The sequence below is a fragment of the Acidobacterium sp. FHG110202_01 genome, assembly GCF_059115305.1.
In genome coordinates this window covers 60,438-84,068 of sequence record NZ_JBZYWJ010000006.1, presented here as the reverse complement: position 1 = coordinate 84,068, position 23,631 = coordinate 60,438, and the positions used below count along the sequence as shown (strand labels likewise).

Here is a 23,631-nt window from a genome sequence, read left to right as displayed (position 1 = left end):
TTGACCCTCTGGCCAGCTTCTAGTTGGTCCCCGGACAGGGGGGCGCCAGGACAAATCCAGAACACAAAAACTGTTCAGAATATCGGTTCGCCGAGTGGCATGGGCGATAAGGCAACAATTAAGTCTGCGTCATGCTATTCGTAGCGCAAAGCTGCCATCGGGTCTATCCGCGTGGCTCTTCGAGCTGGCAACCAGCAAGCCAATACGATAATAAAGACCATGACGCAGGGAACGAGGCCCAGGATCAAGGGATCATTGGCACTCAGTCCGTATAGAAAACTGGCCATGATGCGGCGCAGAAAGAATGCGCCGACAACCCCGATGACAGAGCCTGCAATCGCCAACTTCGCCCCTTGCCGAAGAATGAGGCGCAGAACATCCCCGGATCGCGCTCCAAGAGCAATGCGAATTCCGATCTCCCGTGTGCGCTGCGAAACAGAATATGCCATCACCGCATACACTCCGACGGCCGCCAGCGCCAGTGCCAGCAAGGAGAATCCACCAAGTAGCAGGAGATCGAAATTGCGCAGCGAATCGGAATCGGACACCATCGATTCCATCGTTTTGATCTCGTATGCGGGAACTTGCGGATTGATGCTCGCGACGACATCGTTGATCGAATGAAGAAGTTCGTTCTGCGTCAGGCGGCTGCGGACCGCGATTGCCATATTTGCCTCAAGGAGTGAACGCATACTGTCTGGGACCTGGGTATACGGATAATAGGCGGTCGGCTCGATCACGACATCTGCCCCCCAGTGTCGAACGTCGGCTGCAACTCCAACGACGACACACCACGAACTGCCTGCGAACCGCGGTTTGATACGCTTGCCCACCGCACTTTCGCCCGGCCAGTATTTGCGCGCAAGACTTTCGCTCACGATGGCAACGGGCGAAGAGGTTTCCGTATCCTGTTCAGCAAAAGCGCGGCCTTGCAGCAGGGGGATTTGAAGTGTGCGGAAATAATCTTCGTCCACAGCCCGGTATCGCGTCACGATCTCTCCTTGGAGCGGAGCAGGCGTTTTGCCTTCCGTGTCGATCGGCATCGAAGGGTCAGTGCCTCCAAGCGGAAGGTCGCGGGCGATTGCAGCCGATTGCACCCCAGGTAAAGCGCGCACCCGTTCGGCTACATCGTGGTAGAAATCCGAAATTCGCGACCCGGTGAGTTGTGTCGGTGCGGCGATGCGGAAGGTAAGCATATTCTCTGGAACAAACCCGAGTTTGATGCTCTTGAGGGACCACAGACTTCTCAGTGCTAGTCCGGTTCCAATCAGGAGCATGCACGCAAGCGCCGTTTCACTGATAACGAGAATAGAGCGATTACGACCGAATCCACGGCTCGACGATCCCCCATGTTCCCGCAAACTCTCATTCATGTCCACCCTGGCGGCTTCTATCGCAGGCGCGAGCCCGAAGAAGACACCAACTGCCACAGATACAAGAAGCGAAAAGACGAGGACGATGCCGTCGATGCCGATCTGTTCGATACGCGGGACCGATGGAGGATGGATAGCGAGCATCCCGCGCAATAGAAGAAAGGCGACAGCAATGCCCATGGCGCCGCCTGCTCCCGCCAGCAGCACGCTCTCGGTCAACAGTTGGCGAAGGATGCGATAAGAAGATGCTCCGAGCGCAGTGCGAACGGCCATTTCGCGCTGCCGCGCGGCACCGCGAGCCAAAAGGAGGTTAGCAACGTTGGCGCAGGCAATTAGCAGCACAAAGCCAACGCTGCCCATCAACATGATTAACGCTGGCCGCACGTTCCTCGTAAAGGCGTCATTGAGGGTTTGCAGGTAAACACCAAAACCCATATCCCCACTCGGGTCCTGGCGATGCAGGCGAGCTGCGACGGCATCCAGTTCATTGCGGGCCTGCTTGAGGCTGACTCCGTCCGGTAAGCGGATTAAACCACTCAGCCAGTGAAAAGTCGGAGTCGAACTGACGCCACTGCCTGGTCGAAGCTGCAGGGGTGTCCATAACAATTCCTTGTCCGTAAAGCCATCGAATCCCGCAGGCATCACACCGATCACGGTATATGGCGCGCCATCGAGTTGAATGGGCTTGCCGACGATGCCGGGATCGGCACCATATCGACTTTTCCATAAGGCCGAACTCAGCACAACGACGTTGCCGGCTCCCGCGACGTCCTCTTGTGGCGAAAATAGCCGTCCAAGCGCAGGTTCAACCCCCAGGGCCGGAAGCCAGTCATGCGAGACTTCGCCGCCTGTTACGCGCTCGGGTTGAGTCCCTGCGCCGCTCAGATTAAACGCCCAGGAGACGTGTGCCCCCATTTGAGCCAGTAGGCCGCCCTGTTGTTTCCAATTTAGAAAATCCTGTGTGGAGAAGAGATTGCTGTTTCCATTGGCCTGGCGTTGCGAAACAACGATCAGACGGCTGGAATCATGAACTGGCCAGGTTTTCAGCAGGACAGAATGAATCACACTGAACATCGCGGTATTGGCGCCGATCCCCCAGCGCGAGCGTGAGCACTGCTGCAATCGTGAAACGCGTGGACTTCACAAGGGACCGGATTCCGAAACGAATGTCCTGCAACAATCTCTCCATGGATGTTCCTCTACAGGGTGAGACGTTAGAATGAACATCTTGTACGCACATTGGGAGAGAAAATCGCAAATCATCGCCCGGTTGCGTCTTCGGTACAGAAAGGCCTACGAGGAGACTCAGATGAATCCTCAATTTGCAATCGATGATCTAGAAATACATCTGTGGGCCTTTACGATTGATCCAACCGAAACTGTAGCCATGCCGTTTCGCCCGTTTTTGTCGGTCGACGAAAGGCATCGGGCGAACCAGTTCAGATTCGCGTACCTGAGCAATGGCTACACCATCTGCCGTGGGCTGTTACGGCTTCTTCTCAGCCGCTACTTGGATGCTGATCCTGAGTCCATTCAATTGCACTATCAGTCGAAGGGGAAGCCTGTTCTTAGAAGGCACACCGGTATCGAGTTCAATCTCTCTCATACAGATGGAATGATGGTGTGCGGAGTGGCGAAAGGCTGCGAAATAGGTGTTGACGTCGAATTGCTGCGGTCCATGAATGACGTACAGGAACTTGCGGAAAAATTCTTCTGTCCGGAAGAGGCTCGCGAGTTGCTTTCACTTCCAGAGGAGCAGCGAACACCATCGTTCTATCGTTGCTGGACACGGAAGGAGGCATACATCAAAGCCATCGGGGAAGGACTATCCACACCATTACATGGTTTTCGTGTGACCTTGAGTCCTAACGACATTGCAAGGTTTCTTCATATTGAAGGCGACAGAGACCTTGCTCAGTCCTGGAATCTGTTCGAAGTGAGATTAGGTGATCCATACATAGCGGCGGTGGCTTATCGGGGATCTGAGCGGACGGTCCGGGTGCATCGCAAAATCGATCCACTGACATTCTTGAAAAGTGATGCCTCCTACGGATCAAGATAACGCCTTCTGTTCCACGATCCCATCGTGGAACATGCCTCTATCTCTCCCGGTTTAGACTTCAAATCTCGACTTACGTGCACCGTACTTGGCTTCTCAAACAATGCCGCATCTTGGGAATTCTTGCTTATAGGTTTACTTTCGGTCTGTAAGCGCTCAGTAAGCGGCTAATCCATGGTGAATGCATTTCCGTCTCAAGTGCGATACGACTCTGAGGTACACATAAAAAAGTGCCCGTCATCTCTTTGGGTGTCGTCCGAACTGAATGCTCTGAAATCACCTCTCCGTGCCGATCAAGTATGCAATAGATACTTGATCGATCTTCCAAATCCAAGCCGACGGTAAGTCCGTCAGATGACGTTGGACTCGGTATACATACCGCTGTCTTTTGCCTCTTCATAAGAGCCTCCTATTCGAACAAGCGTTTTTCCCTGTTTTCAGTTAGCAGCATTCAGCGTGATGATCTCCGCGATCCCCAAGACGACGGCATAGGTGGCAAATAGAAATGCTCCATAGCGACCTCCTGATGCTTCCTGAATTCTGGGCATAAATGTTGAAAGGTGAGACAGAACGATGGCTTCACCAATCATGCCGGGAATAGCTAATAGCAATCCAGCAGAAGCCCATTCCGAGGGTGCGATCCGCAACAGTTTCAGAAGGACAACGACCAAGATCGCACTGATTAGAGGGGAGAGAAAGAAGCTAATCCAATAGCGAGTATTGGTCGTCTCTAAAATCTGAGCACCGCGAAACGCATAGTAGATGCTGCCAACAATCCAGATGATGAGCCCTAGGAACAACAACGAGAGACGGTTTTGCGTATTCATGGGATTCTCCTTAGCGAGTATGTACCAGGTGGTACATACGGTTAATGTACCATATGGTACATGTCCAAGGTTTGGGGTACTCGTGATGTGAAACTGAACCATGAAGAAATAGTCCTCCGCTGTCTTGGAGCCTTCGTTCGAGCTGGAACCCTGGATTTGAGCCTGGATCAGCTCGCTCACGAAGTAAGAGTGAGCAAACGCATGCTGATTCACTACTTCGGGGGGCGAGAAGCAATAGAAGAGAGCGCGATGGACTTACTTGAGATCCGGCTTCGCGCACAGTTCACACCCAATAACTTTCCCTCCGAAATCTCGTTGCAACAGGTCTTGTCGGAACTTTGGCGAAGGACAACTGATCCAGCCTCCAAAGGAGTTCTCATGCTCACCATGGATCTTTCAAAACGCGCTTGGAACGGATCTACAAGGGCCCACGAGTTCTACGTGAAACAGCAGCGATTATGGGTAGATTTGCTGTTGCATTATTTGCCGAACAAGCAAGTAGTGGAGGATGTTCTACAGTCCTTTCAAGGCGCGGTCCTGACCTATTTGGTCACTGGTGACCCTGAACGTGGCAAACGCATGCTCAACCGTCTTTGCAAGACGCTTGCCCCTGAAAGCGACACGCTGCGAACTCAGAATTACTCGCGCAAAGTTCGTCGATTACATAAGCCGAGCTGAAGAACCTCCTCTCCGAGTAGTTCGGCCTTCTCATCCCATCTGCTATCGCTAGTTGCGAGCATACGATGGCCTCTCCCGGCAGCATGAGCAATAGACACGCACACGTTTTTAGCGCCCTCGTATCGCGTGGATAGCCTGGACCGCGAGCTTTCCGAATTTAGCGTCTTCTGCTAGGTCTTCAAGTGCGGAGATTGAGCCCTTATTGCCGATCTCTTCCAACGTCCGAATTACCGTTTGGAGAACACGCTCATCGGCAGTACCACCATGACGAAACAGACTCGTCAAAAATGTTCGGTGTCGGAGGGCTGACTCCAGAATAGGGCGCACTTGTTCTGGATATACCTTAGCCAGGTTGATGGCGTTTTCTTTGTTGCGCCACTGAGACTCATTTATCTTCTGGAGAATATCTGGAAAACACAACGAAAATTCCTCTGTCAGCGTCTTCCATCCGAGTCGAACGTCCTCGTCATTGTTCCTGCCGTCTGTCACCTTCATCGACCAGAACACAATTGAGCTAACGATGGCCCATGCTTTCCGGTCGTCGTGAGCGCCATCGAGAATTGGAGGAGGTGTTTCACTCAAGCGAGCATAGCCCGCCACAGACGCCAGAAAGGCACTGATGACATCCTGGGTGAAAGGAGAGTCGTCATCCAGGTTTGTGGCGAATCGCTGGAAGATAGGCAAACTCTCCACGTCTGCTATGGGAAGGAGTTCCCAGAGAATCCAATCGATGTGGGAGCCGGGACGACTACACATTGCTGCGAGCTCTAGCAGCTTCTTCCGTTGCAGAGGGGACAATTCACCGTAAGCCTGGGAATATGCGCCCATGAAGATGTCTTCAAATATCTTGCCGAGAGCGCTGTAAGCTGCATCTCGCCTGTACTGTGTCCAGGTTGTTTCGAGAAGAGCGGCGGTTTCGGCTTGCCCAATCGTGGGCTCGTCGGTTGCTTCGATCAGATCACACATTTCGGTGAGGGCACCTTTAGCTGAAACTGGTGCTTCGAAACCGTCATAGGCTGCCAACGCTTCGATAATCTCTGTCTTGACCAAGAGATCGTTAGTCTCGAAGCCTTGCAACATCTCTCTTACCTGAGCGATTTGGTTCGGCCCGAGTTTTGAAGAGCGGAAATGAAGATAGCTGAGCATCCGCACACCTTCCATGCGTAACCATCCAATCCCCGTTTTCCACGCCCTCTGGCCGAGATCGATGAGGTCATCGAACTCTAGGCCATTGGAGTCACGCTGAAGGTCGATTAGAAGCGCAAAGAAGGAAAAGTATCTTGCGTCATCGGCACGTACACTCCTTACGAGACTGTGAAGAATCGGCAAGGGGCGGAGCTCTCGTTGCGACATCATGCGTGAATACCGGATTGCCGAAAGGATGCCAGCACAGACAAACGGTGAGCCATTCCCATAGGCAAACAAGCCGCCGTACAACCGAATCGCTTCGCTGTAGGCACTACGCACTCCGACACCAGCTTCTTCCGCTGCACGTCTGACACCATCGAGAAAGCTTGTATCTGTTAGCTCGAGGAGCTTCAAGAACTCTTGTTGGATCGCTTTATCTTCGAGGTTCTCTGCAACGACCCCGCAGAGGACCGCTCCGTAGCTGGAAAGTGGTCTGTTGCCCGTAATGTCGAAGCCTACGAGCCCCTTCTTACCGTTCTCTGTCTCAAACGTCTGGCAAGTGAGCTTAATGGTGGAGGTTTCGCTTACCCCTAAGGCGAGGAGGGCAAGACACTGCTTCCTTACTGCCACCTGTGCAACGGAACCACAATGGCCTCGCAAGGCTAGTCCAAGCGGCTTTGTGTTGTCAGCTTTGGCGATAACCGCTGCTACGGCTCCCTCAGTCTCACATTGCCCCAAAGCCAGCTCGAAAAGATGAGCGTTTCTGGGACGGCTCAGGTCTGAAGCCAGATCGTCTGCCGTTTCATTTTTTCGAGTCAGATACTGTGTCTTAAAGAAGTCGAGCAGGAGCTCGTGTTCGAAAAAGATGTATTCGTCCCCAGGCAAGATCAATCTGGACTGCAGCAGCTCTTCGAGAGCGGCAAGCGGCTTCTGCTGCTTTTGATAGAAGGTCTCCGCGAGTGCTTCAAAACGATCTCGTCTGACCGCCATCGTCAGAGTCTCCATCATTTCCCCTGCAACGGTCCGCAGAAATGCTGAGGCCACAATGTACGCTCCATCGAGAGCGTCCCTGACATAACGGCTGTACAATTCCCATCGAGACTCGGGATGGTTGCCTCTCGCGTGACACTTTCCCGCCAGCTTCAGATCGAAGGCATTGGTGAAAGTCTGTGACAAGTGGGCGAGCCCTTCAGATGGGGACTCTCCAGCGTAATAGGAAAATATTTGGAGCTTCTCATTTTCGGCGGGGAGCTTCACCGAAATCGCAGACCCCTTAATCTCTGGAGGAAGTTCAATGCCGGCTTGATCGGCCATTACAAGCCGAGCCTCACGGAGAAGAACAAACGCCTGGAGTTTTTCAAGAAGCTTTGGCCTGAAAGCTTCCGGACATTCATTGAGGGCGTCGATGACGATGATCGTTCGTAATCCGCAGGCATTGATGTCGCCGATCAGATCACCGGCGCTTACCTCGGCGAATGGAGATATGGATTGTTGCAGCAGGCGTGAGAATTCTCCGCCGTCGTATCCTTTCAGATCGACGGCGATTGGAACTTCATTCCCGCTGCTGGCGAGCGAGACGACAAGATGTCGCAGATGAAAAGATTTGCAGCTGCCGCTTGGGCCTACTAACACCCGGTGCCTTGGCTCCATGAGACGGTCGATCAGGTAGTGGCCACGCGCTCCGTCAGCAGTTGTTTCAGGCAGGGGCGCCAGGTCGTAACTGTAAGACTCTCGCAGGCGCTGCCGATAGGCATTGACTGTTCGATGCGCTCGAAGCACTCGTTCATCGATTGCCTCTCCCAGCGAGACGGTTTGCAAATTGAGAGATTCCTTTGCAAACCGCTCCCAGTCCGAGATCTTCCAGGAACGGTCTCTTCTCTGTGAGGTCACGCTCGCAATCAAATCGTCGCATCCCATGACTTTTACTTTGAAAGAGCTGATTTCGATCTCGGAATCAGGATGCAGCGTTGGATAGATGCAGGCTATCGTTTCGAACTCGCGATAGAACTGTCCATTGAGCGGCGCCGGCAGATTTTGATCCGTCTTCTGTCGTCGGGACATCTCATCGCTCAGCACCTTGGACTGGCCCTCTGCCTGACTCCAGGGGTTTAACCCGGGGTATTCTCTCTTCTCGCCAGTGAAATCGCGGATTGACCAGTTGCCATTCTGCCCGCCAAAGGCAGCTCCACTCAGGGACTTCAGTTCAATAAGTGCGGTGTATTGGGGCAGTACCAGTATGAAATCGAATTGGCGTGGACCGATACAGAAATTGGAGAGGATGAGCCCATCGAAATCCTTGACAGTTTGAAACAGACGCCGGAGAACGACTGCCTCCGTGCCCTTTACTGGTTGGCCGATCAGGATTCGCACAAGTATCCTCTCGATTTCGCCCTGCTCTCAGGAAGCCGGATAAGAGCGCTTTCTGACAATGGCGGCCGCCGCACCATTAAACAACCCATAGATCGTTCGGACCCAGGTAGCTCAGGTCAAGAACGCCGGGTTCAGTCGACGCGGTGGTGCGGACTACACCACGTCGGTTAGGGCTGAGAGGATGGTTGAGAAGCCCCAGAGTCGTGCCATCCGCTGAGAGGATCAAGGGCTGACCGCTCCAATGATGAAGATAAAGAGGAGCTCCAGGAGGCGCCGGAGCACCATACCACTGCGCGTTCGCGCGATAGTTCCGCTCAGCCCAGGTACGATCTCCACGCGGTATGAATTGCTGTGCGAAATCAAGCCACATCGCTCTGGTTTCGGTGGTCGGCCAGTCTGGCCGAGCAGCGAAACCAGCAACTACGGACGATTGCAGCCACTCTCGCAGTTCACGCTGGTTAGTGAACACCGCGCCAGTGTCATTCGCAGCTTTGATGGCGGCAAGGCGAGAATTGAAGCCGGCCTGAATCAGTATCGATGCAGAACGATTCATCGTACCTGTTTCTACCGCGGGCACGGCTAATCCTAACTCATAATCATCCAAGTTCATGCCGAGCTGCCCGACGATATCGCCGTTCGCCGAGGCACGAACCCGGAGCGCTTCCATCGCCCACGGCAACCGATATACAAGGCCGCCCTCGATAAATCGCAATGCGTCGCCCTCTTGTCCAGCAATCGTTTCTGCCAAAGACTGACCCAGAAGCCAGGTTCTCAGAATGGCTCTCCAATTTTCGGGGAACGGATCAGGAGTGAAAGGGTAGAAGGCAAACAGGCTTTCTGCCAATGCTGTGATGGCGGCAATCGCTGCCTCCGCATCCGACACGAGAAGTGCGGCATTCGCTTGCACTAACAACTCGTTGGCCGCGGTCGCCACAGCATCGAGTGCATGACCCGCCTCAAGCCCAAGACCAGCGAGGAAATAGCCTCGACGGGTGGCGGGCGTCGAGCGAGCCCAGATGAAACGGCTGCGGGTCAGTAAAGCGGTACGAAGTACATTCCGCGTCGCATCGTCGGTGCGGAGCAATCGTCGCTGCCATAAAGACGACTGAAGGATCGCATCCAAAGCTCCTTCGATGCCATCATCAGGAACGTCCGCTTCGCCGATCAGGCTCAGGATTGCGGTATCGAGCGTTGCGATGTTTCGTTCCCAATCTTCCACTGCTCTTTGACGTCTGTGCGGTTGTTCGTTCGGGATTTCTGGGAATGTCCAGGGCTCAGCACTATTGACGACATATTCGACCAGTCGATTGATATCGCCGCCGATCCGGGCGTGCATCCTCAACAGAAGATTCTGTACGAGTTGCGCAAGACCACTCTCCAGTTCGCGTGCGCCGAGGTCTTCGATCAAGGCGACCCATTCAGTGTGTCTTCTGCCCTTGGGGTCCTCGAAAATGGGATGAAGCACAAGCCCTTCGAGATCGACAAAAGCGCGTCCTGCGCGTCCGATTACGTTTTTGAATTCGGAAACTTCGATCTTGGCACCCGAGCGGTAAAGCGAGTGCATGACCACTGCTGTCGCTGACAGATTGAGCCCCTGAGCGAGTGTCGGGGACGAGATCGTTACCTTCAAGACGCCATCACGAAGAAGCCGTTCAATTTCTTTTCGGTAAGCAGTTGGCAGTGCGCCGTGATGAAGAGCGACACCGAGCCGCAGGCACTTCAAGAGATTGCTGCCGGCGCCGAGCCACTCCTCGCCGAGTGAGATGGCGGTCTGCAGCCGAGCAGGATCTGCGATGAGCAAAGAATCCAGCGCACCGCGCTCGTGAAGATCGACGATGATGTCGGCGAACGGTTCAACGCTGCGGCGTTCAGGGCAATAGATCAAAACGGTCTGACCGTCCTCAACCAATCGCCACGCGGTCGCCAGGCTCAGTTCCTGCTGGTTGTCAGGGAAAAGCCGGGTTCTCAACTTTTTGGGTGGTACGCGACGCGGCGGAGCTGCGCCTGTGAGGAACACCGGAACAAAGGGCCGCTCTTCGCCAACGCGGAGGTTGAGCCGCGCGGTAGGCGAATTCCAGATGACTTCGCCAAAACGCAGCCGAGTCGGGCGCCAGTCATGCTTGACTGCACCGCCCGGTCGATCCCGCCGGAGCCACGCTGCAAAGTCCTCCAATTGGTCGCCGTCCGGAAGAATCGCCGAGAGGCAAACGATCCGGCGCTGGTTCGCGTCCGGACGTCTGAGGAGGCGCTGGATTTGAACTTCGTATCGAACCTCACGCTCACTCGGCCCAATCATGTGACCCTCATCGAATATGAGCAGACCGACATCGTCGAGCAGAGAAGGATCATTGCGGAGGGCAAAGTCCAATTTTTCGGGTGTGGCCACGACGATGTCTCGCTCCCGAATCGTGTCCTCATCAAATGCCGACACGCCGATGCTCCCGTAGAGGGCGGAGATCGTCTTTCCGAGCGGTCCAAAAGTGCGTTGGAGGGTCGTTTCGGTCTGAGCTGAAAGTGCGCGTAGCGGAGTTACGAAAACTACACGCCTTCCGCCTGCCAGACAGCGAAGAATACACAACTCGGCAATTCGTGTCTTGCCGGCACTTGTAGGCAGCGACACCACGAGGTCATCGGATTCGTCGATGGTACGTGCGGCGGCGATGACTTGAGACGGCCATAGATCGATCTCTGCCTTTGATCTTCGGCTGAGGGAACCTATCATCAGTTCGCGCAACCCCGGCCATGAGCCTAAAGCGTCGCCTACTGCTTCACGCGGTAGGCGTTCGTGGAACGTATTCGACCACAGGTCCAACAAAAGTTGGATCGTGACTCTGTGCGTCCACCACTGAGGTAGAAGATTTAGCTCCGAGCAGACGGCAAGGCTTTCTCGAAGGCGCGCGATGGAGCTGTCAACCAGCGGCCTTTCTCCGCGGTCCATTGCGAGAAGGAACTGCGCCATAGCGCCGAAATAGTTGTCGGTTATAGCGAGGTCAAGACCTTCGAATAAAAAGTCATTGCCATCTCGATCTGCGTTCTGATTCCCGAGCCGCTCCAGAAACAAGTTTCTGACACTGTTGTCTGAGCCGGTGCCATTCAGTCGAAACGCGAGAACGAGATCCCGGAGAACATTTATCTCTCGGCGCATAAGAAGCGCAAGAGCCTGCTCTATCGGATTGAAGTTCGTCTCCGCCCCCACCATTGAGAGTAGCGAATAGGCGCGTGCTGACAGGTGCGCGAGGTGATAGCTCGCCGCAGCCATAACGAAATGGAAGTGGCGATCGCTTTCTTGGTGATTCCCCTTGGCCATGACGGCTTCTAGGGCTGTTGCTGCCTGTTCGAATGCGACTCGGGCCGGACCGGGATCACCACCAATTTCGAGTAACCGTAATCCAAGTCCAAGCAGACCGTAGCCGTAGCTGTGGAGGTCGTAACTGAGTTGGGTTGAAAAGGCGGGCGCTCCAGGAGGAAGCACGCCATTTCGCCAGATCATGGCACGTGCCTGCCCACGAGCAATCAATCGCCCCCGGAATCCGGTGGAGGATGCGTCCGTGATTGCGGTGACGATGGCTTCAGGTGTGGTTGGCATTAGCGATCACCTGCTCATAAACGGCACCTACGAACTCAGCATGACCATCAACGTGCAGGCCTACTCCTAACTGGTCGATAGGTCCTGGATATGCTTGTAACGCCTGGGTCAGAAGTGTCTCCGGCGCGTTTCCTGAGAATGTGAACAGCAAGTGCTTTACGCTCTCGGCTGGAATACCGTACCGACAGAGAGCGTCGTCAATAGCGTCGACTAGCGGCATTTCATTCCCGAGCTCAAGAAGTCTGGCGGAGACGAAAGCCAGCGCGTGCGACGATGGTAGGCCACCGTCTTTGTCTAGCCCCGTCCGAGCTTCCTCCAGAGTTTGGGCGCGGAGAGTGACACGGCTCTTGGCTTCGGTCTTCAAAAAGAGAAGGCGATGGGTTGTGGGGTCGAGGATTAGGCCAATCACATCGTCTCCACGCATTGCCATGTTCCGGTGATCTTTCCACCGCAAGCGCTTAATCGGAGCCCGATAACCGCTATGAGCATTGATCCATTCCGTTGCATAGATCTCACCAAGGTCGCCAGACCGGATCTGGGCTGTCTGGGGTAGCGAATCGATGATCAATTGGGCAGCTGCGGGCTTGCCGAGACGCTGAAGCGCGCGGGCGATGCGTTCTTCCGCGGCATAATGGGTCGGCACCACTGCGGCAGTGGTTTGAATGGCAATAGCGGCGTGTGTCGGCCTGCCGGTCATAAGCCGCACATGGTTATTACCCAGCGGCACGTCGGCGGAATCGCACCACTCATTGAACTGAACCATCGCGTTTCCAACATCATACCGCTCTTGGCTAATCCAATGGGCACAGCCTGCGTGTGATCTGTGGTCTCACCCGCTATCGAGTAGCCGTACGCCTCTTACCGAAAGCAGTGAGTCCCAACTCATGCATAATCGCCAATGTACTCATCGACAACGAAGACAGCCGACCTGGCCGTTCCGCTGTCTTTTCTGATGAATGGCCAGCCTCGGCATTGTTCCGGCGGTATGCAGCTTTTTGGAACCCTGCATAGGCAAATCCTTACATTTTGATGGGAAATAGGGGTGGTGCCACTGGTGCCGTTTTTGGGTAGAATTGGTTCTACGGCAGAGATTCCAGAGACGCCATGGAAGGTATGGAAAATCTGGAACTTGCTGAATCTAAACTGAATACGGCTAAAGCGGTTCAGTTCCAATCAGTTGATTTTGGTCGGGGCGGAGGGATTCGAACCCCCGACCCTCTGCTCCCAAAGCAGATGCGCTACCAGACTGCGCTACGCCCCGACTTTTCTCATTGTACAGTAGGAATTTTTCATTTTACATGCGGTATGTCATCCACTCTGCGGCCCAGATGAGCATGAGCAGCGGTACGAAAAAGATTGCTGCGACGACCAGAGCAAGCAACAGCAGGAAGGCCCAGTCTCTCCATGTGTGGCGGTGCGGCTGCTCAAGGTGGCGCGACATGAGCGCGAAATTGCGGCGATTGGCTTTCCAGGCGATGTCGAAGGCGTCGCCAAGCAGAGGAATGCTGCCGATCAGCACATCGATTCCGAGATTGACGACCATGCGCGTGAGGGTGATGTAGGGCACTCCGCGGAACCAGGCGGCGACGATGATGATGCAGGAGGCGAGCCCGGCGATCACGTCGCCGGCCCAGGGGACGAGGCCGATGATGCCGTCGAGGCCGAAACGGATGGTAGTGCCGGGGATGCGGAACCAGTCGTCGAGCAGGTGCGCGAGGAGATCAAGGTTCTCGTTAGCGAAGAGGTTTCTGCCGAGCTTCGTGCGGGAGCGAAGGCCTTGATCTTGCGGAGGCAGAAAGACTGGCTTCATTGTCTATCTCAAGTTGGATGCGGTGTTTTGCCGCACTCCATCGTAGTTGAAAATGCTACAATCAATAGCTGTACGGCGGCTATAGTTCAGCGGCAGAACGCCTGACTGTGGCTCAGGATGTCGTGGGTTCGATCCCCACTAGCCGCCCCATGGATTCAACGGTTTAACCCCGCCTGGCATGCACGGACACATTTATCTCGGCTCCTCCGGCTGGGCATACGCAAGCTGGAAGCCGGACTTCTATCCGCCAAAACTTTCCTCGAAAAAATTTCTTGAACACTACGCGACGCGGCTGAATTCAGTCGAGGTGAACTATACCTTCCGCGCATTGCCGAGCGCGGCGATGACCGAGTCGTGGCTGGCGGCAACAGGGCCGGAGTTTCGCTTCTCGTTCAAGGCTCCGCAGCGGATCACACATATTTTGCGGCTGAAGAACTGTGCTACAGCGCTTGAGGGGTTTGCGCGCTCGCTTGAGCCTGTGATTCAGGCAAAGCGCATCGGAGTGGTGCTTTTTCAGCTGCCTCCGAACTTCAAGGCAGATATCGAGCGGCTGGAATCGTTTCTGTCAGAGGCTGCGGCGACCGGCTTGAGGGTGGCGTTTGAGTTCCGGAATGAGTCATGGTTTACGGAAGAGGTTTACTCAGTCTTGCGCAGGCATGGAGCGGCGCTTTGCGTGGCGGAGAGCGATGAACTGGCGACTCCGGATGTGGTGACGGCGCCGTTCTCGTGCTATCGGTTGCGGAGAAGCGATTATTCTCCTCAGGAGCTGGACGGGATTCGCGGCCTGCTCAGGCAGCGGGCTGAGTCCGGCGATGTGTTTGCGTATTTCAAGCATGAAGAAAGCCCGACAGGTGCGCTTCATGCGGCCGCATTACTGGAAGGCCTGCGTTGAAGACTTTCATCAAGCTGGCTTCCGGGGCTGTGTCGAATGGATGGCACAGCGATTTCATTCCGCGCCGCTTTCTCAATAACGGGCACGTAATGACGCTGGCGGGCAATTTTCTGCCGCGTCACTGGTCGCTGCCTGAGGCGGAGAATCTGATAGTGGAGGTCGAAGCGGCTGCGCCGGGATATGAAGAGTATGGGCCTTCACGCATTCTGTGCCACTGTCACTGGCAGCCGGAGGAAGTGCGCAGTAAGCGGCTGACGGTGGTTCTGGTGCATGGGCTCGAAGGCTCGTCGGGCTCGCAGTATGTTCTGGGCAACGCGACGCGCGCGTGGGTTGCTGGATGCAACGTTGTGCGCATGAATATGCGCAGTTGCGGCGATACGGACATGCTTTCGCCATCGATCTATCACTCCGGATGCTCGGGCGATGTGGCGCGCGTGGTAGAGCGCATTGTCGACAAGCAGGGACTGCAGGCAGTTGCGCTGATTGGCTACTCGATGGGCGGCAACCTGGTGCTGAAGTATGCGGGCGAGGCCGGCGTGGAAACCCCTCAGGTGCTTAAGGCGGTGGTGGGGATCTCTCCGCTGATGGATCTTGCGGCCTCTTCGGCAGCGCTGCATGAAGCGCAGAACCGTTTCTACGAGCGGTATTTTCTGCATGCGATGCTGGCGCGTGTGCGGAGGAAGGCGGACCTTTTTCCGCGACTGTATCTGCCGTTGCTCACGGATGGCACTCTAGGCAGGATCCACAGCATGCGCGATTTCGATGAATATATCGTCGCGCGTTTTGGTGGTTTTGCAGATGCAGATGACTACTACTATTCAGTTGCCAGCTCGCGCGTTGCGTCGCAGCTGCGTGTGCCGACGCTGATAGTTCATTCGCTCGATGATCCTTTTATCCGCATGCTGCCGGAGACGCGGCAGGCGCTGATCGACAATCCTGAAGTCAGTTTTCTTGAGACGAGTCACGGCGGGCACTGCGCCTTTCTTGCTTCCGCCGATGGGTACGACGGCTACTGGGCAGAGAAGACATTGCTCGGTTTTCTGCTTGCAACTGTAGAAGCGCACGGGAATGGAAGCCGACTGGTCGGTTGAGATCGGCGCGGAGCTGCCGGTCATCGCGGTTCCATGGAAAGGGTTTGTCGACCTGCGCGAGGCTTCGCGCATCACGAAGATTTCTGAAGCTGTTGCCGATCCGGCGCTTGCTGTAGCCTTGGTCCGGCTCAATGCGCCGGCATCTCCGCTATTTACATCAAAATGCGACAGCTGGGCGCTGGCTGCGGAGGAGATCGATCCTTTCGAGTTTGATGCGAGCAGGAAAGAGGCGCTTGTCGGGCTTTCCTGTTATATCGACGTGATCGCTCGCGACGGCGCGTTGTTTGCATCGTTTGCTGCGCATGAAGACTGGGCACAAGCTTCGGTTCTTGCTCTTAGAAAAATTACTTTGTCACAAGCGACGGTGGAATTTGTAGTGAGGCAGTCGTTCGTCGGCGAGCGCGAGGGTTTCGCGATGACGCTATATGTCTCAGCTTGCGGTGCGCATGACGAAGCGGCGCGACGTGTTTTTGAGCTCGCACTCGATCATGCAATCACAGCTACAATAGAAGCATCCGCCACTGCGGGCGAGTAGCTCAATTGGATAGAGCACCGGCCTTCTAAGCCGGGGGTTGCAGGTTCAAGCCCTGCCTCGCCTACCATTCCAAATGCGCTTAAGCAATGCGCTGGCCGGGCGGACTTCCTCTTCGATCTGGCTGCCTGCTTCCTGGCGGGTTTTGCTCAGGTCGTACATCTGTTGCAAATTCAGCCAGAACTCAGGACTGTTGCCAAAGTATCGGGACAGGCGCAATGCCGTATCCGGAGTGATGGCACGCTTCCCCTTGATGATCTGGCTGATGCGTGTCGCGGGGACACGGATGTCCAGAGCCAGCTGGTTCTGACTGATGGAAAGCGGGGCGAGAAATTCCTTCTCGAGCATTGAGCCGGGATGGGTTGTAATGCGTTGTATGTTCCAGCCGTTCCTGGGGCGGCAAATGGCCATGATGATCTCCTCAAAGCTACTAGTGATAATCGGTGATCTCTACGTCGTGCGCTCCATCGGCAAGCCAGCGAAAGCACACGCGGTATTGATCGTTAATGCGGATGCTGTCCTGTCCCCTTCGATCTCCCTTCAGTACTTCGAGACGATTTGCCGAAGGGATACGCAAGTCCTCAAGAGAAGTGGAGGCTTCTAATTGATCCAGTTTACGAAGAGCAACATTGGCCATGTTTGACCATCGACGGCTTTTGCGAAGGGTGAACAACTCCAGGGTATCCCTGTCCTTAAAGCTGGCGATCATCTAACGTGGAGGGTATGACGTGATGCGTCATATGTCAAAGATTATATGTTCCGCCTACCAGACTTTGAAGACTTTTTCAGGGCTGCCTGATTTGTTGTACTGGCAGACCTGCTTGCCGGCATTCCAGTTTGTTCCGTCGGTGTAGATCACCTGTTCCAGGGTGACGCGGCTGATTCCGTAGACATAGCCTATGGCGGGGAGCGCGGCTTCGATGGTATTGCCGCTCAGGAGCATCTTGATGGTCGCGGTTGTGGCGTCGAGATCGTAGAGGCTGTTTTTCGTAGTCAGCTCTACTTCGACGGCGATGGACTGGATTGGTTTGCCGCTCTGGTTCTGGTAGCCGAAGTCGAGGTTGCCGGAAGAAGGTGCGTCTGTGCGTACGGGAAGATATCCGGCATGGCTTTTGAGCGCGACGCTGGTGAAGACGACCGGGCAGCTAGACTGGCTGGCGGGCGCTCTCAGAACTTCCTGTGCAGGCTGAGGGCTTGATTGCGCCGCTGCAGAGACTGCAGCGAGGAACAGACAGGCAAGAGTTGACCGCTTCATCGGACGAACCTCTCGTGTCCCACAGGGTAGCACAGGCATAATAGGTTTATCACTGAAGAAATGCCTTCTTCCGCACAGATGAAAGTCCATCGCGCCGGGCTTGACGAGATAGAGCCTGCATACAGGATTGTGTCCGAATATTACGAAGCAGTTGGGGTGCTGGTGCGAGAAGATCAGGCCACTTTTGAGCGTGAGTATTTCGGACCAGGCGCGGGCGTGTGGCTGGCTATGTCGAAAGACGAAGTGATCGGCTGCATCGCGCTTCGCCGTCTGCCGCGTCGCAAACATAGCGCGGAGGTCAAGCGGCTCTATGTCCGTCCGGATTACCGGGGACAGGGCGTGGCCGAGATGCTGCTGGCAGAGCTTGAAGCTTTTGCCGCGGAATATGGCTACAGGACTCTTTATCTTGATTCGAAGAAGGACCTGATGCCCGCGATCCGCTTCTACCGCCGGCACAACTATCAGTTCTGCGAGCGGTACAATGATAATCCGCAGGCGACGGTGTTTATGTTGAAGCATCTCAAGTAAACTGAAATTAACCCCATGGTCTTTGTTCTGGACAACTACGATTCCTTTACCTACAACTTGGTGCAGTACATGGGCGAGCTGGGCGCGGAGATGACAGTTCGGCGCAACGACGAGCTGACGGTTGAGGACGTGGCAGCGCTTGAGCCGGAGCGGATTCTGCTCTCGCCCGGGCCGTGTACGCCGCAGGAGGCGGGGATTTCGATCGACCTGATCCGCCACTTTGCCGGCAAAGTCCCGATTCTCGGCGTGTGTCTCGGGCACCAGGCGATCGGCGCAGCGTTTGGCGGCGAGGTGGTGCGCGCTCCGCACCTGATGCATGGCAAGACGAGCGCAGTGGAGCATGACGGCAAGACCATCTTCACAGGTTTGCCCAGCCCGATGACCTGCACGCGTTACCATTCGCTGATCGTTTCCGAGAAGGGTCTGCCGGAGGAGCTCGAAGTGACGGCGCGCACAGCCGATGGAACGATCATGGGGCTCCGTCATCGAGAGTATCCGGTCGAGGGTGTGCAGTTTCATCCGGAGAGCGTGCTTACGCAGGACGGAAAGCGGCTGATCAGGAACTTTCTGGAGTTGTAGAATTCTTCCAGGTTAAGCGCGTCCATTCAGGCATTTATGCAGTTACCTTCTGTTCTCCGGCACTGGAAATTTTTCCCCCTCGCATGCGTGGCCTTTGCGGCACATGCGCAGCAGAAGCCCATTGCCTACGTGCCCACCGACGGCGTGACGGTTTCGGGATCGCTCGAAGTGGTCAACGGCAAGGCTGCCATCGGCAACAGCGGCAGCATTACAGCGGGCGACAAGACGGCGCACATCACTCTGGAGCGCGGAGGCGAGCTGCGCTTGTGCGCTTCGACCCGGATTCACCTGACGACGGACAACTCGGTGGTTCCTGCGACGGGGCAGTATTCCTCGGCGCTGATGATCTCATTAGCGCGCGGCGCGATTGAAGCGAGCTACAAGCCGGGAGCGTATTCTGATGTGATCCTGACGCCCGATCTGCATATTCTTGTTTCTGGCCCAGGCGATGCCGACCTGAAGATGCGCGTGAACCAGAAGGGTGACACATGCATCGACAACCATGGCGCGAACGCTCCTTACATTACAGTTACCAGCCAGTTTGAGAATGGTGTTTACCGCGTGAAGCCCGACCAGCGCGTGTTGTTTGAGCATGGAAGCATCAGCCAGGTGGTCGACAACGAGACGGAGCCCTGCGGCTGCCCGACGGATACTTCGGTTGCAGTTGCGAGTACTGACGGAAAGGCTGTGGGCGGGCCTTCGTCTACACCTGCCGACACGACTTTTCCGCTGGCGGTGAGTGAGGGATTAAAGCAGCCTCCTCCGCAACCGGCTCAGCCTGCTGTTCCTGCAGGAACTCCGCATGCCCAGGTGGATGTTCCGCTTACCTACAACGGAACTACAGACAAAGTGGGGGACGCGGTAACACCTGCGGCTTCTGCTCCAGCTTCCACGCCTTCAGCCCCTGTCGTTCCTCCGGCTCCGCCCCCGCCGTCTCCGAAACCGGCTGGGTCAGGCGGCTTCTTTCACAAGATCGGGCACTTCTTTTCTCACCTGTTTGGGCGGGGGTAGTAGCTTCTCTCCCAGAGGTCGTTTTTTTTCAGCGAATTAGAGTTAATTGGACGCAGAATCTCGCTGAGGATTCTCAGCACAGAGGACACAGAGCAAAAGAAAAGGCATGGCTTAGGCCATGCCTTTGTTTCCTTCTTTCTCCTACTTTCAGGAGAGGGTTCGCTATTTTCCCGGTGCGTTAGGCTGGGTTGAGGCGGTGGAGGTGGTCTTGTCGGTCTTCGGGTAGTAGCCCGATTTGGTGCGGACGATGAGCTTTCCGTGTTTGGAGGCGCTGGCTACTACTTTTACGACGCGATATCCGCCCTGGCTGGCCGGCTTGGTGGAGTGGTAGCCGATGGTGTATTGATTGCGGATGTCGCGCGCGACCTCAGCGCAAATCTGGTCAACCTCAGAAAGGGAATGGGGAAAATAGGCCATGCCACCGGTTTCTGTCGCGAGCATCTGCAGGGCGCGTTTGGCGCGGCGGGCTTCGCGTCCGCCTCCTGAATCACCAAAAAGAAGGCCAATGGAGTAGACGATGGGGCCTTGCAGGTCCTGAATGCGGCGGATAGTCTGCTCGAGATTCAGGCTGGAGGCATTGTCTTCGCCATCGGTGACGACGAGCAGCACCTGCTTGGGCCGCTTTGCGCCTTTCGAGAGCTGGTCGGCGGAGGCGACGATGGCGTCGTAGAGCGCGGTGCCACCCTTCGAGTCGATGTGGGCCAGGCCCTCGCGCAGCTTGCCCAGGTCGGAGGTGAAGTCCTGGTCGATAAAGGCTTCGTCAGAGAAGTTGACGATGAAGGCTTCGTCCTCAGGGTTCGAGGCGCGGACGAGATCGAGCGCCGAAGAGTTTACGGCATCGCGCTTGTCGCGCATCGATCCGGAGTTGTCGACGAGGATGCCCATCGATACAGGAATGTCCTGGTGCTGGAATCCGGTAATGGTCTGGGCGACGCCGTCCTCGAAGACATGGAAACTATCTTTATCAAGGTCATTGACGATGCGGTTGTTGTCGTCGATTACGGTGGCGTTCAGGACAACTTCGTCGACGTCGCGGCGGAAGGTGAAACCTCCGCGCTGACCGCGGTCAAGAGTACCAGGCGTAGCGTTCCTGCCCGGACTGGAGGGGCTTACGGGCTGATTATCGGCGGCGTCAGGCGAAGCAATGGGATCGCGGTCGACAGTCAGTGGCTGCTGCTGGGCCGGAGCTGCTGATGGCTGCTGTTGCGCAGGCGCGTGGAGACACGCAGTCAGGAGAAGGAAAAGAAAAACAGTATGAGGTTTATTGCAAAGGCGCATAGTATCCGTTGCGAGCATGCACAGTCAGCTGGGGGAGGCCCGTGGGCGGTACCAGCTTTACTTTCAATTTACGCCACTTGCCATCTTTTCGCGCATCGTCGGGCTTATACCCGATCACATATTCATTGCGCAGTTCGGCACTGATCTTCTCGGCAATGTCGCCCATTTCGGCCACATCGTCGACGCGGAAGAGGCGTCCGCCGGTTTCGTTGCTGATGTCATTGAGCAGGAGGGGGCCAAGGCGCTCTTCCGTTGTGGCTGCATAAGGATCAAAGATGCCGATGGAGTAAATCTGCACTCCGGCTTCACGCACGGTGGAGCGGACTTCATTCTCGGTGTAGCGGCTGCGGTTGTCGCCTCCGTCGGAGACGATAAGCAGGGCGCGGCGCTCGTATTTGGCTTGTTTCATTTTGCTGAGGCCGAAATAGATGGCGTCGAGCAGGGCGGTACGGTGTGCGGCACGGATGTTGGCGAGGCGCGCCTCGATGTCCTGCGGATTGGAAGTAAAGTCTTCGATCAGCTCAGGACGGTCGTTAAATCCAATGACAAAGAACTCATCCTGTGGGTTGGCCGTGTGCATGAACTGAAAGATGGAGTCACGCGCGCGGATGACCTTGTTGGCCATGCTGCCGCTCAGGTCGAAGATAATGCCGATGGAGACGGGTGCGTCTTCCTGCGAAAAGGTCTTGATGTTCTGCAGCTTGTTGTTCTCGTAAAGGAAGAAGTTGTCCTTTTCGAGGCCGGTGACAAGGCGGTCCATGGGATCGGTGACGATGAGCGGTACGAGCACGAGGTTCACGTCGACGCGGATGCGCTCATTGCGGCGCGCACTCAATGCTGGTTCGCCTTCGACGGGAGGCGGCCCGGCGTTCGGGTCGGGTTTAGGCGGAGGCGGCTGGACGTGAATCGTGTTCAGCTGGTCGTCCTGCGCATGCGCATGAGGCAGGATGAGCCCTGCGGCCAGGAAGAACAACAGGAGGGGGATGAATGCAGACGGCCTGTGTGCTTTTCTACTGGAGGAGCTTGCGATGTTGCGCCCTGACGAGAGCGCCATAGTACATACCCCCGGGGTCGAAGAGCTTACGGCTCTTTGTCGAGAATCGTAGCACGGCAAAGTGACAGCCGTTCGTGAAGTTTTCGATGGCATGAGAAGAAAAAGCGTTGAGCGGTTTATGCAAATGATTTCAACGAGGCGCAAAGAAGCCGGGGCAAACCGCTGGGATACAATGCAGGCAGGACTTCGAAATTCCAGAACAACAAATCCTGATCGTCCGGGAGTTTACGACCGCACGCATGGCCCGCATTTATCCGTTCCGCGCCCTTCGTTATAACCCCTCGCTTGTTCGCGTTGAAGACTGCGTGACGCAGCCCTACGACAAGATCACTCCTGCCATGCAGCAGGCCTATTACCAGAAGAGTCCATACAATCTGGTGCGGATTATTCTGGGGCTGCCGGAGCTGTTTGACGGTAAGGAGACGGGCGACGTCTATACCCGGGCAGCACGCGACTTCAAGGCATGGCGGGAGAGCGGCGTGCTGGCACAGGAGCCTGAACCCTGTGTCTTTGCCTATGCGCAGAAGTTTACTGTGCCCGGATCGAATGGGAAGGTTCTGGAGCGGCGCGGTTTTATCGCGGTCGGCGGGCTGCATGATTACAGCGAAGGCGTGGTCTTTCGCCATGAACAGACGCTTTCCAAGCCCAAGTCGGACCGTTTGAACCTGCTGCGCGCCACGCATGCGCATTTTGGCCAGATTTTCATGTTGTACTCCGATCCGGGACTGACGGCGGAGAAGCTGCTTTTCTCCGATGACGCGATTCCAGATATTGAAGTGACGGATGAGTACGATGTATTGCATCGCGTGTGGAAGATCAGCGACCCGAATACGATCAATATTCTGACGAGCGCGCTGGCGGACAAGAAGCTGATTATTGCCGACGGGCACCACCGTTATGAGACGGCGCTGAATTACTCAAAAGAACATGCCCCGAAGCAGCCCATCACGAGCGAGCGCAGCGCGAATACGCTGCCGCAGCCGCCATATCCCGAAGCGGCGGTGATGATGACCTTCGTGAATATGGATGCGGAGGGGTTGGTGATCCTGCCAACGCATCGCGTGGTTTTCGGGCTGAAGGATTTTTCTCCGGCAGTGTTCGTGGAGAGCGCCAAGACATATTTTGATGTGGAGCCGGTGTCTTCGACGGATCCCGAAGAACTAACCGCAAAGCTGGCGTCGGCCGGTGCGGAGAAGACGGCGCTGCTTGCGGTGACCCGAAGCGGGAGCTATCTGCTCAAGGCAAAGCCTGAGGCGATTGCGAAGGCGCTCAATAATCTTTCGGAGCGGCAGCGGCAGCTCGACGTGGCGCAGCTGCATGGAGTGGTGCTCGAACAACTGCTGGGCATTACGCCGGAGGCGATCCGCGAGCAGACGAACCTGCGCTACTTGCGCGACGCGGGCGAGGCGGTGGAACAGGTGCTGCGCGGTGATGCGGATGTGGCGTTCCTGATGAATCCGGTGACCATGGCGCAGCTCAGAGAGGTGGCGTTTGCCGGGGAAGTGATGCCGCAGAAATCTACGGACTTTTTCCCTAAACTGTTGAGTGGCCTTGCGATCTACCCACTGGATTAGGAAATC

20 protein-coding genes and 3 tRNA genes are annotated in these 23,631 nt (G+C 55.8%); 11 read left to right on the top strand and 12 right to left on the bottom strand.

Going from position 1 to position 23,631, the window contains the following annotated elements:
* Nucleotides 1-134: 134 nt before the first annotated feature.
* Nucleotides 135-2,495 carry an ABC transporter permease gene (locus tag AC5S16_RS13855; protein WP_493930669.1) on the bottom strand — a complete coding sequence of 787 codons (2,361 nt, stop codon included), beginning with the start codon at nt 2,493-2,495 and terminating at the stop codon, nt 135-137.
* Between the two features lie 187 nt (nt 2,496-2,682).
* On the opposite strand from AC5S16_RS13855, the gene AC5S16_RS13850 reads away from it, so the two are divergent.
* The gene (locus tag AC5S16_RS13850) at nt 2,683-3,435 is read left to right on the top strand and encodes a 4'-phosphopantetheinyl transferase family protein (protein ID WP_493930668.1); all 753 of its coding nucleotides are present in this window, start codon (nt 2,683-2,685) and stop codon (nt 3,433-3,435) included.
* A gap of 434 nt (nt 3,436-3,869) precedes the next feature.
* Here AC5S16_RS13850 and AC5S16_RS13845 read toward each other — a convergent pair whose 3' ends face one another.
* The gene (locus tag AC5S16_RS13845) at nt 3,870-4,259 is read right to left on the bottom strand and encodes a DUF5367 family protein (protein ID WP_493930667.1); all 390 of its coding nucleotides are present in this window, start codon (nt 4,257-4,259) and stop codon (nt 3,870-3,872) included.
* A gap of 60 nt (nt 4,260-4,319) precedes the next feature.
* Here AC5S16_RS13845 and AC5S16_RS13840 point away from each other — a divergent pair, with 60 nt between their 5' ends.
* Nucleotides 4,320-4,937: a TetR/AcrR family transcriptional regulator gene (locus AC5S16_RS13840; RefSeq protein ID WP_493930666.1), complete on the top strand. Its 618-nt coding sequence runs from the start codon at nt 4,320-4,322 to the stop codon at nt 4,935-4,937.
* A gap of 108 nt (nt 4,938-5,045) precedes the next feature.
* Here the strand turns inward: AC5S16_RS13840 and AC5S16_RS13835 are convergent, their stop codons facing one another.
* From AC5S16_RS13835 to AC5S16_RS13815, 5 genes are all read right to left on the bottom strand, one after another.
* A complete protein-coding gene (locus AC5S16_RS13835) occupies nt 5,046-8,435 on the bottom strand; it encodes an NERD domain-containing protein (RefSeq protein WP_493930665.1) in 3,390 nt (1,129 codons plus the stop codon).
* Nucleotides 8,436-8,511: 76 nt separating this feature from the next.
* Entirely contained in the window at nt 8,512-12,021 is a 3,510-nt protein-coding gene (locus tag AC5S16_RS13830; RefSeq protein WP_493930664.1) for a DEAD/DEAH box helicase, read from the bottom strand.
* A complete protein-coding gene (locus tag AC5S16_RS13825) occupies nt 12,005-12,784 on the bottom strand; it encodes a Hachiman antiphage defense system protein HamA (RefSeq protein ID WP_493930663.1) in 780 nt (259 codons plus the stop codon). The genes AC5S16_RS13830 and AC5S16_RS13825 overlap by 17 nt, the downstream gene beginning before the upstream one ends.
* A 421-nt stretch (nt 12,785-13,205) precedes the next feature.
* Nucleotides 13,206-13,282: transfer RNA gene (locus AC5S16_RS13820), tRNA-Pro, on the bottom strand.
* Nucleotides 13,283-13,315: 33 nt separating this feature from the next.
* A complete protein-coding gene (locus AC5S16_RS13815; RefSeq protein WP_493930662.1) occupies nt 13,316-13,831 on the bottom strand; it encodes a DUF4112 domain-containing protein in 516 nt (171 codons plus the stop codon).
* A gap of 75 nt (nt 13,832-13,906) precedes the next feature.
* Here AC5S16_RS13815 and AC5S16_RS13810 point away from each other — a divergent pair.
* From AC5S16_RS13810 to AC5S16_RS13790, 5 genes are all read left to right on the top strand, one after another.
* Nucleotides 13,907-13,981: transfer RNA gene (locus AC5S16_RS13810), tRNA-His, on the top strand.
* Nucleotides 13,982-14,009: 28 nt separating this feature from the next.
* Nucleotides 14,010-14,723, top strand: coding sequence for a DUF72 domain-containing protein (locus AC5S16_RS13805; protein WP_493930661.1), 714 nt, complete (start codon nt 14,010-14,012; stop codon nt 14,721-14,723).
* Entirely contained in the window at nt 14,720-15,814 is a 1,095-nt protein-coding gene (locus AC5S16_RS13800; protein WP_493930660.1) for a YheT family hydrolase, read from the top strand. Before AC5S16_RS13805 ends, AC5S16_RS13800 begins: the two co-directional genes overlap by 4 nt.
* Nucleotides 15,792-16,349: a hypothetical protein gene (locus tag AC5S16_RS13795; protein ID WP_493930659.1), complete on the top strand. Its 558-nt coding sequence runs from the start codon at nt 15,792-15,794 to the stop codon at nt 16,347-16,349. The genes AC5S16_RS13800 and AC5S16_RS13795 overlap by 23 nt, the downstream gene beginning before the upstream one ends.
* Nucleotides 16,340-16,416, top strand: a tRNA-Arg gene (locus AC5S16_RS13790). The genes AC5S16_RS13795 and AC5S16_RS13790 overlap by 10 nt, the downstream gene beginning before the upstream one ends.
* Here the strand turns inward: AC5S16_RS13790 and AC5S16_RS13785 are convergent.
* The 3 genes from AC5S16_RS13785 to AC5S16_RS13775 are packed head-to-tail and all read right to left on the bottom strand — an operon-like array spanning nt 16,395 to nt 17,601.
* Nucleotides 16,395-16,757: a HigA family addiction module antitoxin gene (locus tag AC5S16_RS13785; RefSeq protein ID WP_493930658.1), complete on the bottom strand. Its 363-nt coding sequence runs from the start codon at nt 16,755-16,757 to the stop codon at nt 16,395-16,397. The genes AC5S16_RS13790 and AC5S16_RS13785 overlap by 22 nt on opposite strands.
* 19 nt (nt 16,758-16,776) lie before the next feature.
* Nucleotides 16,777-17,055: a type II toxin-antitoxin system RelE/ParE family toxin gene (locus tag AC5S16_RS13780; protein ID WP_493930657.1), complete on the bottom strand. Its 279-nt coding sequence runs from the start codon at nt 17,053-17,055 to the stop codon at nt 16,777-16,779.
* Nucleotides 17,056-17,109: 54 nt separating this feature from the next.
* Nucleotides 17,110-17,601: a hypothetical protein gene (locus AC5S16_RS13775; RefSeq protein WP_493930656.1), complete on the bottom strand. Its 492-nt coding sequence runs from the start codon at nt 17,599-17,601 to the stop codon at nt 17,110-17,112.
* A gap of 60 nt (nt 17,602-17,661) precedes the next feature.
* Here AC5S16_RS13775 and AC5S16_RS13770 point away from each other — a divergent pair, with 60 nt between their 5' ends.
* From AC5S16_RS13770 to AC5S16_RS13760, 3 genes are read left to right on the top strand one after another with little or no spacing between them, the layout of a single operon-like run.
* Nucleotides 17,662-18,129 carry a GNAT family N-acetyltransferase gene (locus tag AC5S16_RS13770; RefSeq protein ID WP_493930655.1) on the top strand — a complete coding sequence of 156 codons (468 nt, stop codon included), beginning with the start codon at nt 17,662-17,664 and terminating at the stop codon, nt 18,127-18,129.
* A 15-nt stretch (nt 18,130-18,144) separates the two neighbouring features.
* Nucleotides 18,145-18,708, top strand: coding sequence for an anthranilate synthase component II (locus AC5S16_RS13765; protein ID WP_493930654.1), 564 nt, complete (start codon nt 18,145-18,147; stop codon nt 18,706-18,708).
* A gap of 36 nt (nt 18,709-18,744) precedes the next feature.
* Nucleotides 18,745-19,719, top strand: coding sequence for a nuclease (locus AC5S16_RS13760; RefSeq protein WP_493930653.1), 975 nt, complete (start codon nt 18,745-18,747; stop codon nt 19,717-19,719).
* 162 nt (nt 19,720-19,881) lie between these two features.
* Here AC5S16_RS13760 and AC5S16_RS13755 read toward each other — a convergent pair whose 3' ends face one another.
* Entirely contained in the window at nt 19,882-20,997 is a 1,116-nt protein-coding gene (locus AC5S16_RS13755; RefSeq protein ID WP_493930652.1) for a VWA domain-containing protein, read from the bottom strand.
* Nucleotides 20,981-22,051: a VWA domain-containing protein gene (locus AC5S16_RS13750; RefSeq protein WP_493930651.1), complete on the bottom strand. Its 1,071-nt coding sequence runs from the start codon at nt 22,049-22,051 to the stop codon at nt 20,981-20,983. Before AC5S16_RS13750 ends, AC5S16_RS13755 begins: the two co-directional genes overlap by 17 nt.
* Nucleotides 22,052-22,290: 239 nt before the next feature.
* On the opposite strand from AC5S16_RS13750, the gene AC5S16_RS13745 reads away from it, so the two are divergent.
* Complete coding sequence (locus AC5S16_RS13745; protein ID WP_493930650.1) at nt 22,291-23,625, top strand: DUF1015 domain-containing protein; 1,335 nt, start codon at nt 22,291-22,293, stop codon at nt 23,623-23,625.
* Nucleotides 23,626-23,631 lie beyond the last annotated feature (6 nt).

What these genes read in the sequence shown, in the direction of transcription:
- AC5S16_RS13815 (WP_493930662.1), bottom strand. Translation starts at nt 13,831, where the DNA reads ATGAAGCCAGTCTTTCTGCCTCCGCAAGATCAAGGCCTTCGCTCCCGC.
- AC5S16_RS13780 (WP_493930657.1), bottom strand. Translation starts at nt 17,055, where the DNA reads ATGATCGCCAGCTTTAAGGACAGGGATACCCTGGAGTTGTTCACCCTT.
- AC5S16_RS13770 (WP_493930655.1), top strand. Translation starts at nt 17,662, where the DNA reads ATGCCTTCTTCCGCACAGATGAAAGTCCATCGCGCCGGGCTTGACGAG.
- AC5S16_RS13830 (WP_493930664.1), bottom strand. Translation starts at nt 12,021, where the DNA reads ATGCCAACCACACCTGAAGCCATCGTCACCGCAATCACGGACGCATCC.
- AC5S16_RS13745 (WP_493930650.1), top strand. Translation starts at nt 22,291, where the DNA reads ATGGCCCGCATTTATCCGTTCCGCGCCCTTCGTTATAACCCCTCGCTT.
- AC5S16_RS13850 (WP_493930668.1), top strand. Translation starts at nt 2,683, where the DNA reads ATGAATCCTCAATTTGCAATCGATGATCTAGAAATACATCTGTGGGCC.
- AC5S16_RS13845 (WP_493930667.1), bottom strand. Translation starts at nt 4,259, where the DNA reads ATGAATACGCAAAACCGTCTCTCGTTGTTGTTCCTAGGGCTCATCATC.
- AC5S16_RS13840 (WP_493930666.1), top strand. Translation starts at nt 4,320, where the DNA reads ATGTCCAAGGTTTGGGGTACTCGTGATGTGAAACTGAACCATGAAGAA.
- AC5S16_RS13805 (WP_493930661.1), top strand. Translation starts at nt 14,010, where the DNA reads ATGCACGGACACATTTATCTCGGCTCCTCCGGCTGGGCATACGCAAGC.
- AC5S16_RS13765 (WP_493930654.1), top strand. Translation starts at nt 18,145, where the DNA reads ATGGTCTTTGTTCTGGACAACTACGATTCCTTTACCTACAACTTGGTG.
- AC5S16_RS13775 (WP_493930656.1), bottom strand. Translation starts at nt 17,601, where the DNA reads ATGAAGCGGTCAACTCTTGCCTGTCTGTTCCTCGCTGCAGTCTCTGCA.
- AC5S16_RS13825 (WP_493930663.1), bottom strand. Translation starts at nt 12,784, where the DNA reads ATGGTTCAGTTCAATGAGTGGTGCGATTCCGCCGACGTGCCGCTGGGT.
- AC5S16_RS13785 (WP_493930658.1), bottom strand. Translation starts at nt 16,757, where the DNA reads ATGGCCATTTGCCGCCCCAGGAACGGCTGGAACATACAACGCATTACA.
- AC5S16_RS13750 (WP_493930651.1), bottom strand. Translation starts at nt 22,051, where the DNA reads ATGGCGCTCTCGTCAGGGCGCAACATCGCAAGCTCCTCCAGTAGAAAA.
- AC5S16_RS13755 (WP_493930652.1), bottom strand. Translation starts at nt 20,997, where the DNA reads ATGCGCCTTTGCAATAAACCTCATACTGTTTTTCTTTTCCTTCTCCTG.
- AC5S16_RS13795 (WP_493930659.1), top strand. Translation starts at nt 15,792, where the DNA reads ATGGAAGCCGACTGGTCGGTTGAGATCGGCGCGGAGCTGCCGGTCATC.
- AC5S16_RS13760 (WP_493930653.1), top strand. Translation starts at nt 18,745, where the DNA reads ATGCAGTTACCTTCTGTTCTCCGGCACTGGAAATTTTTCCCCCTCGCA.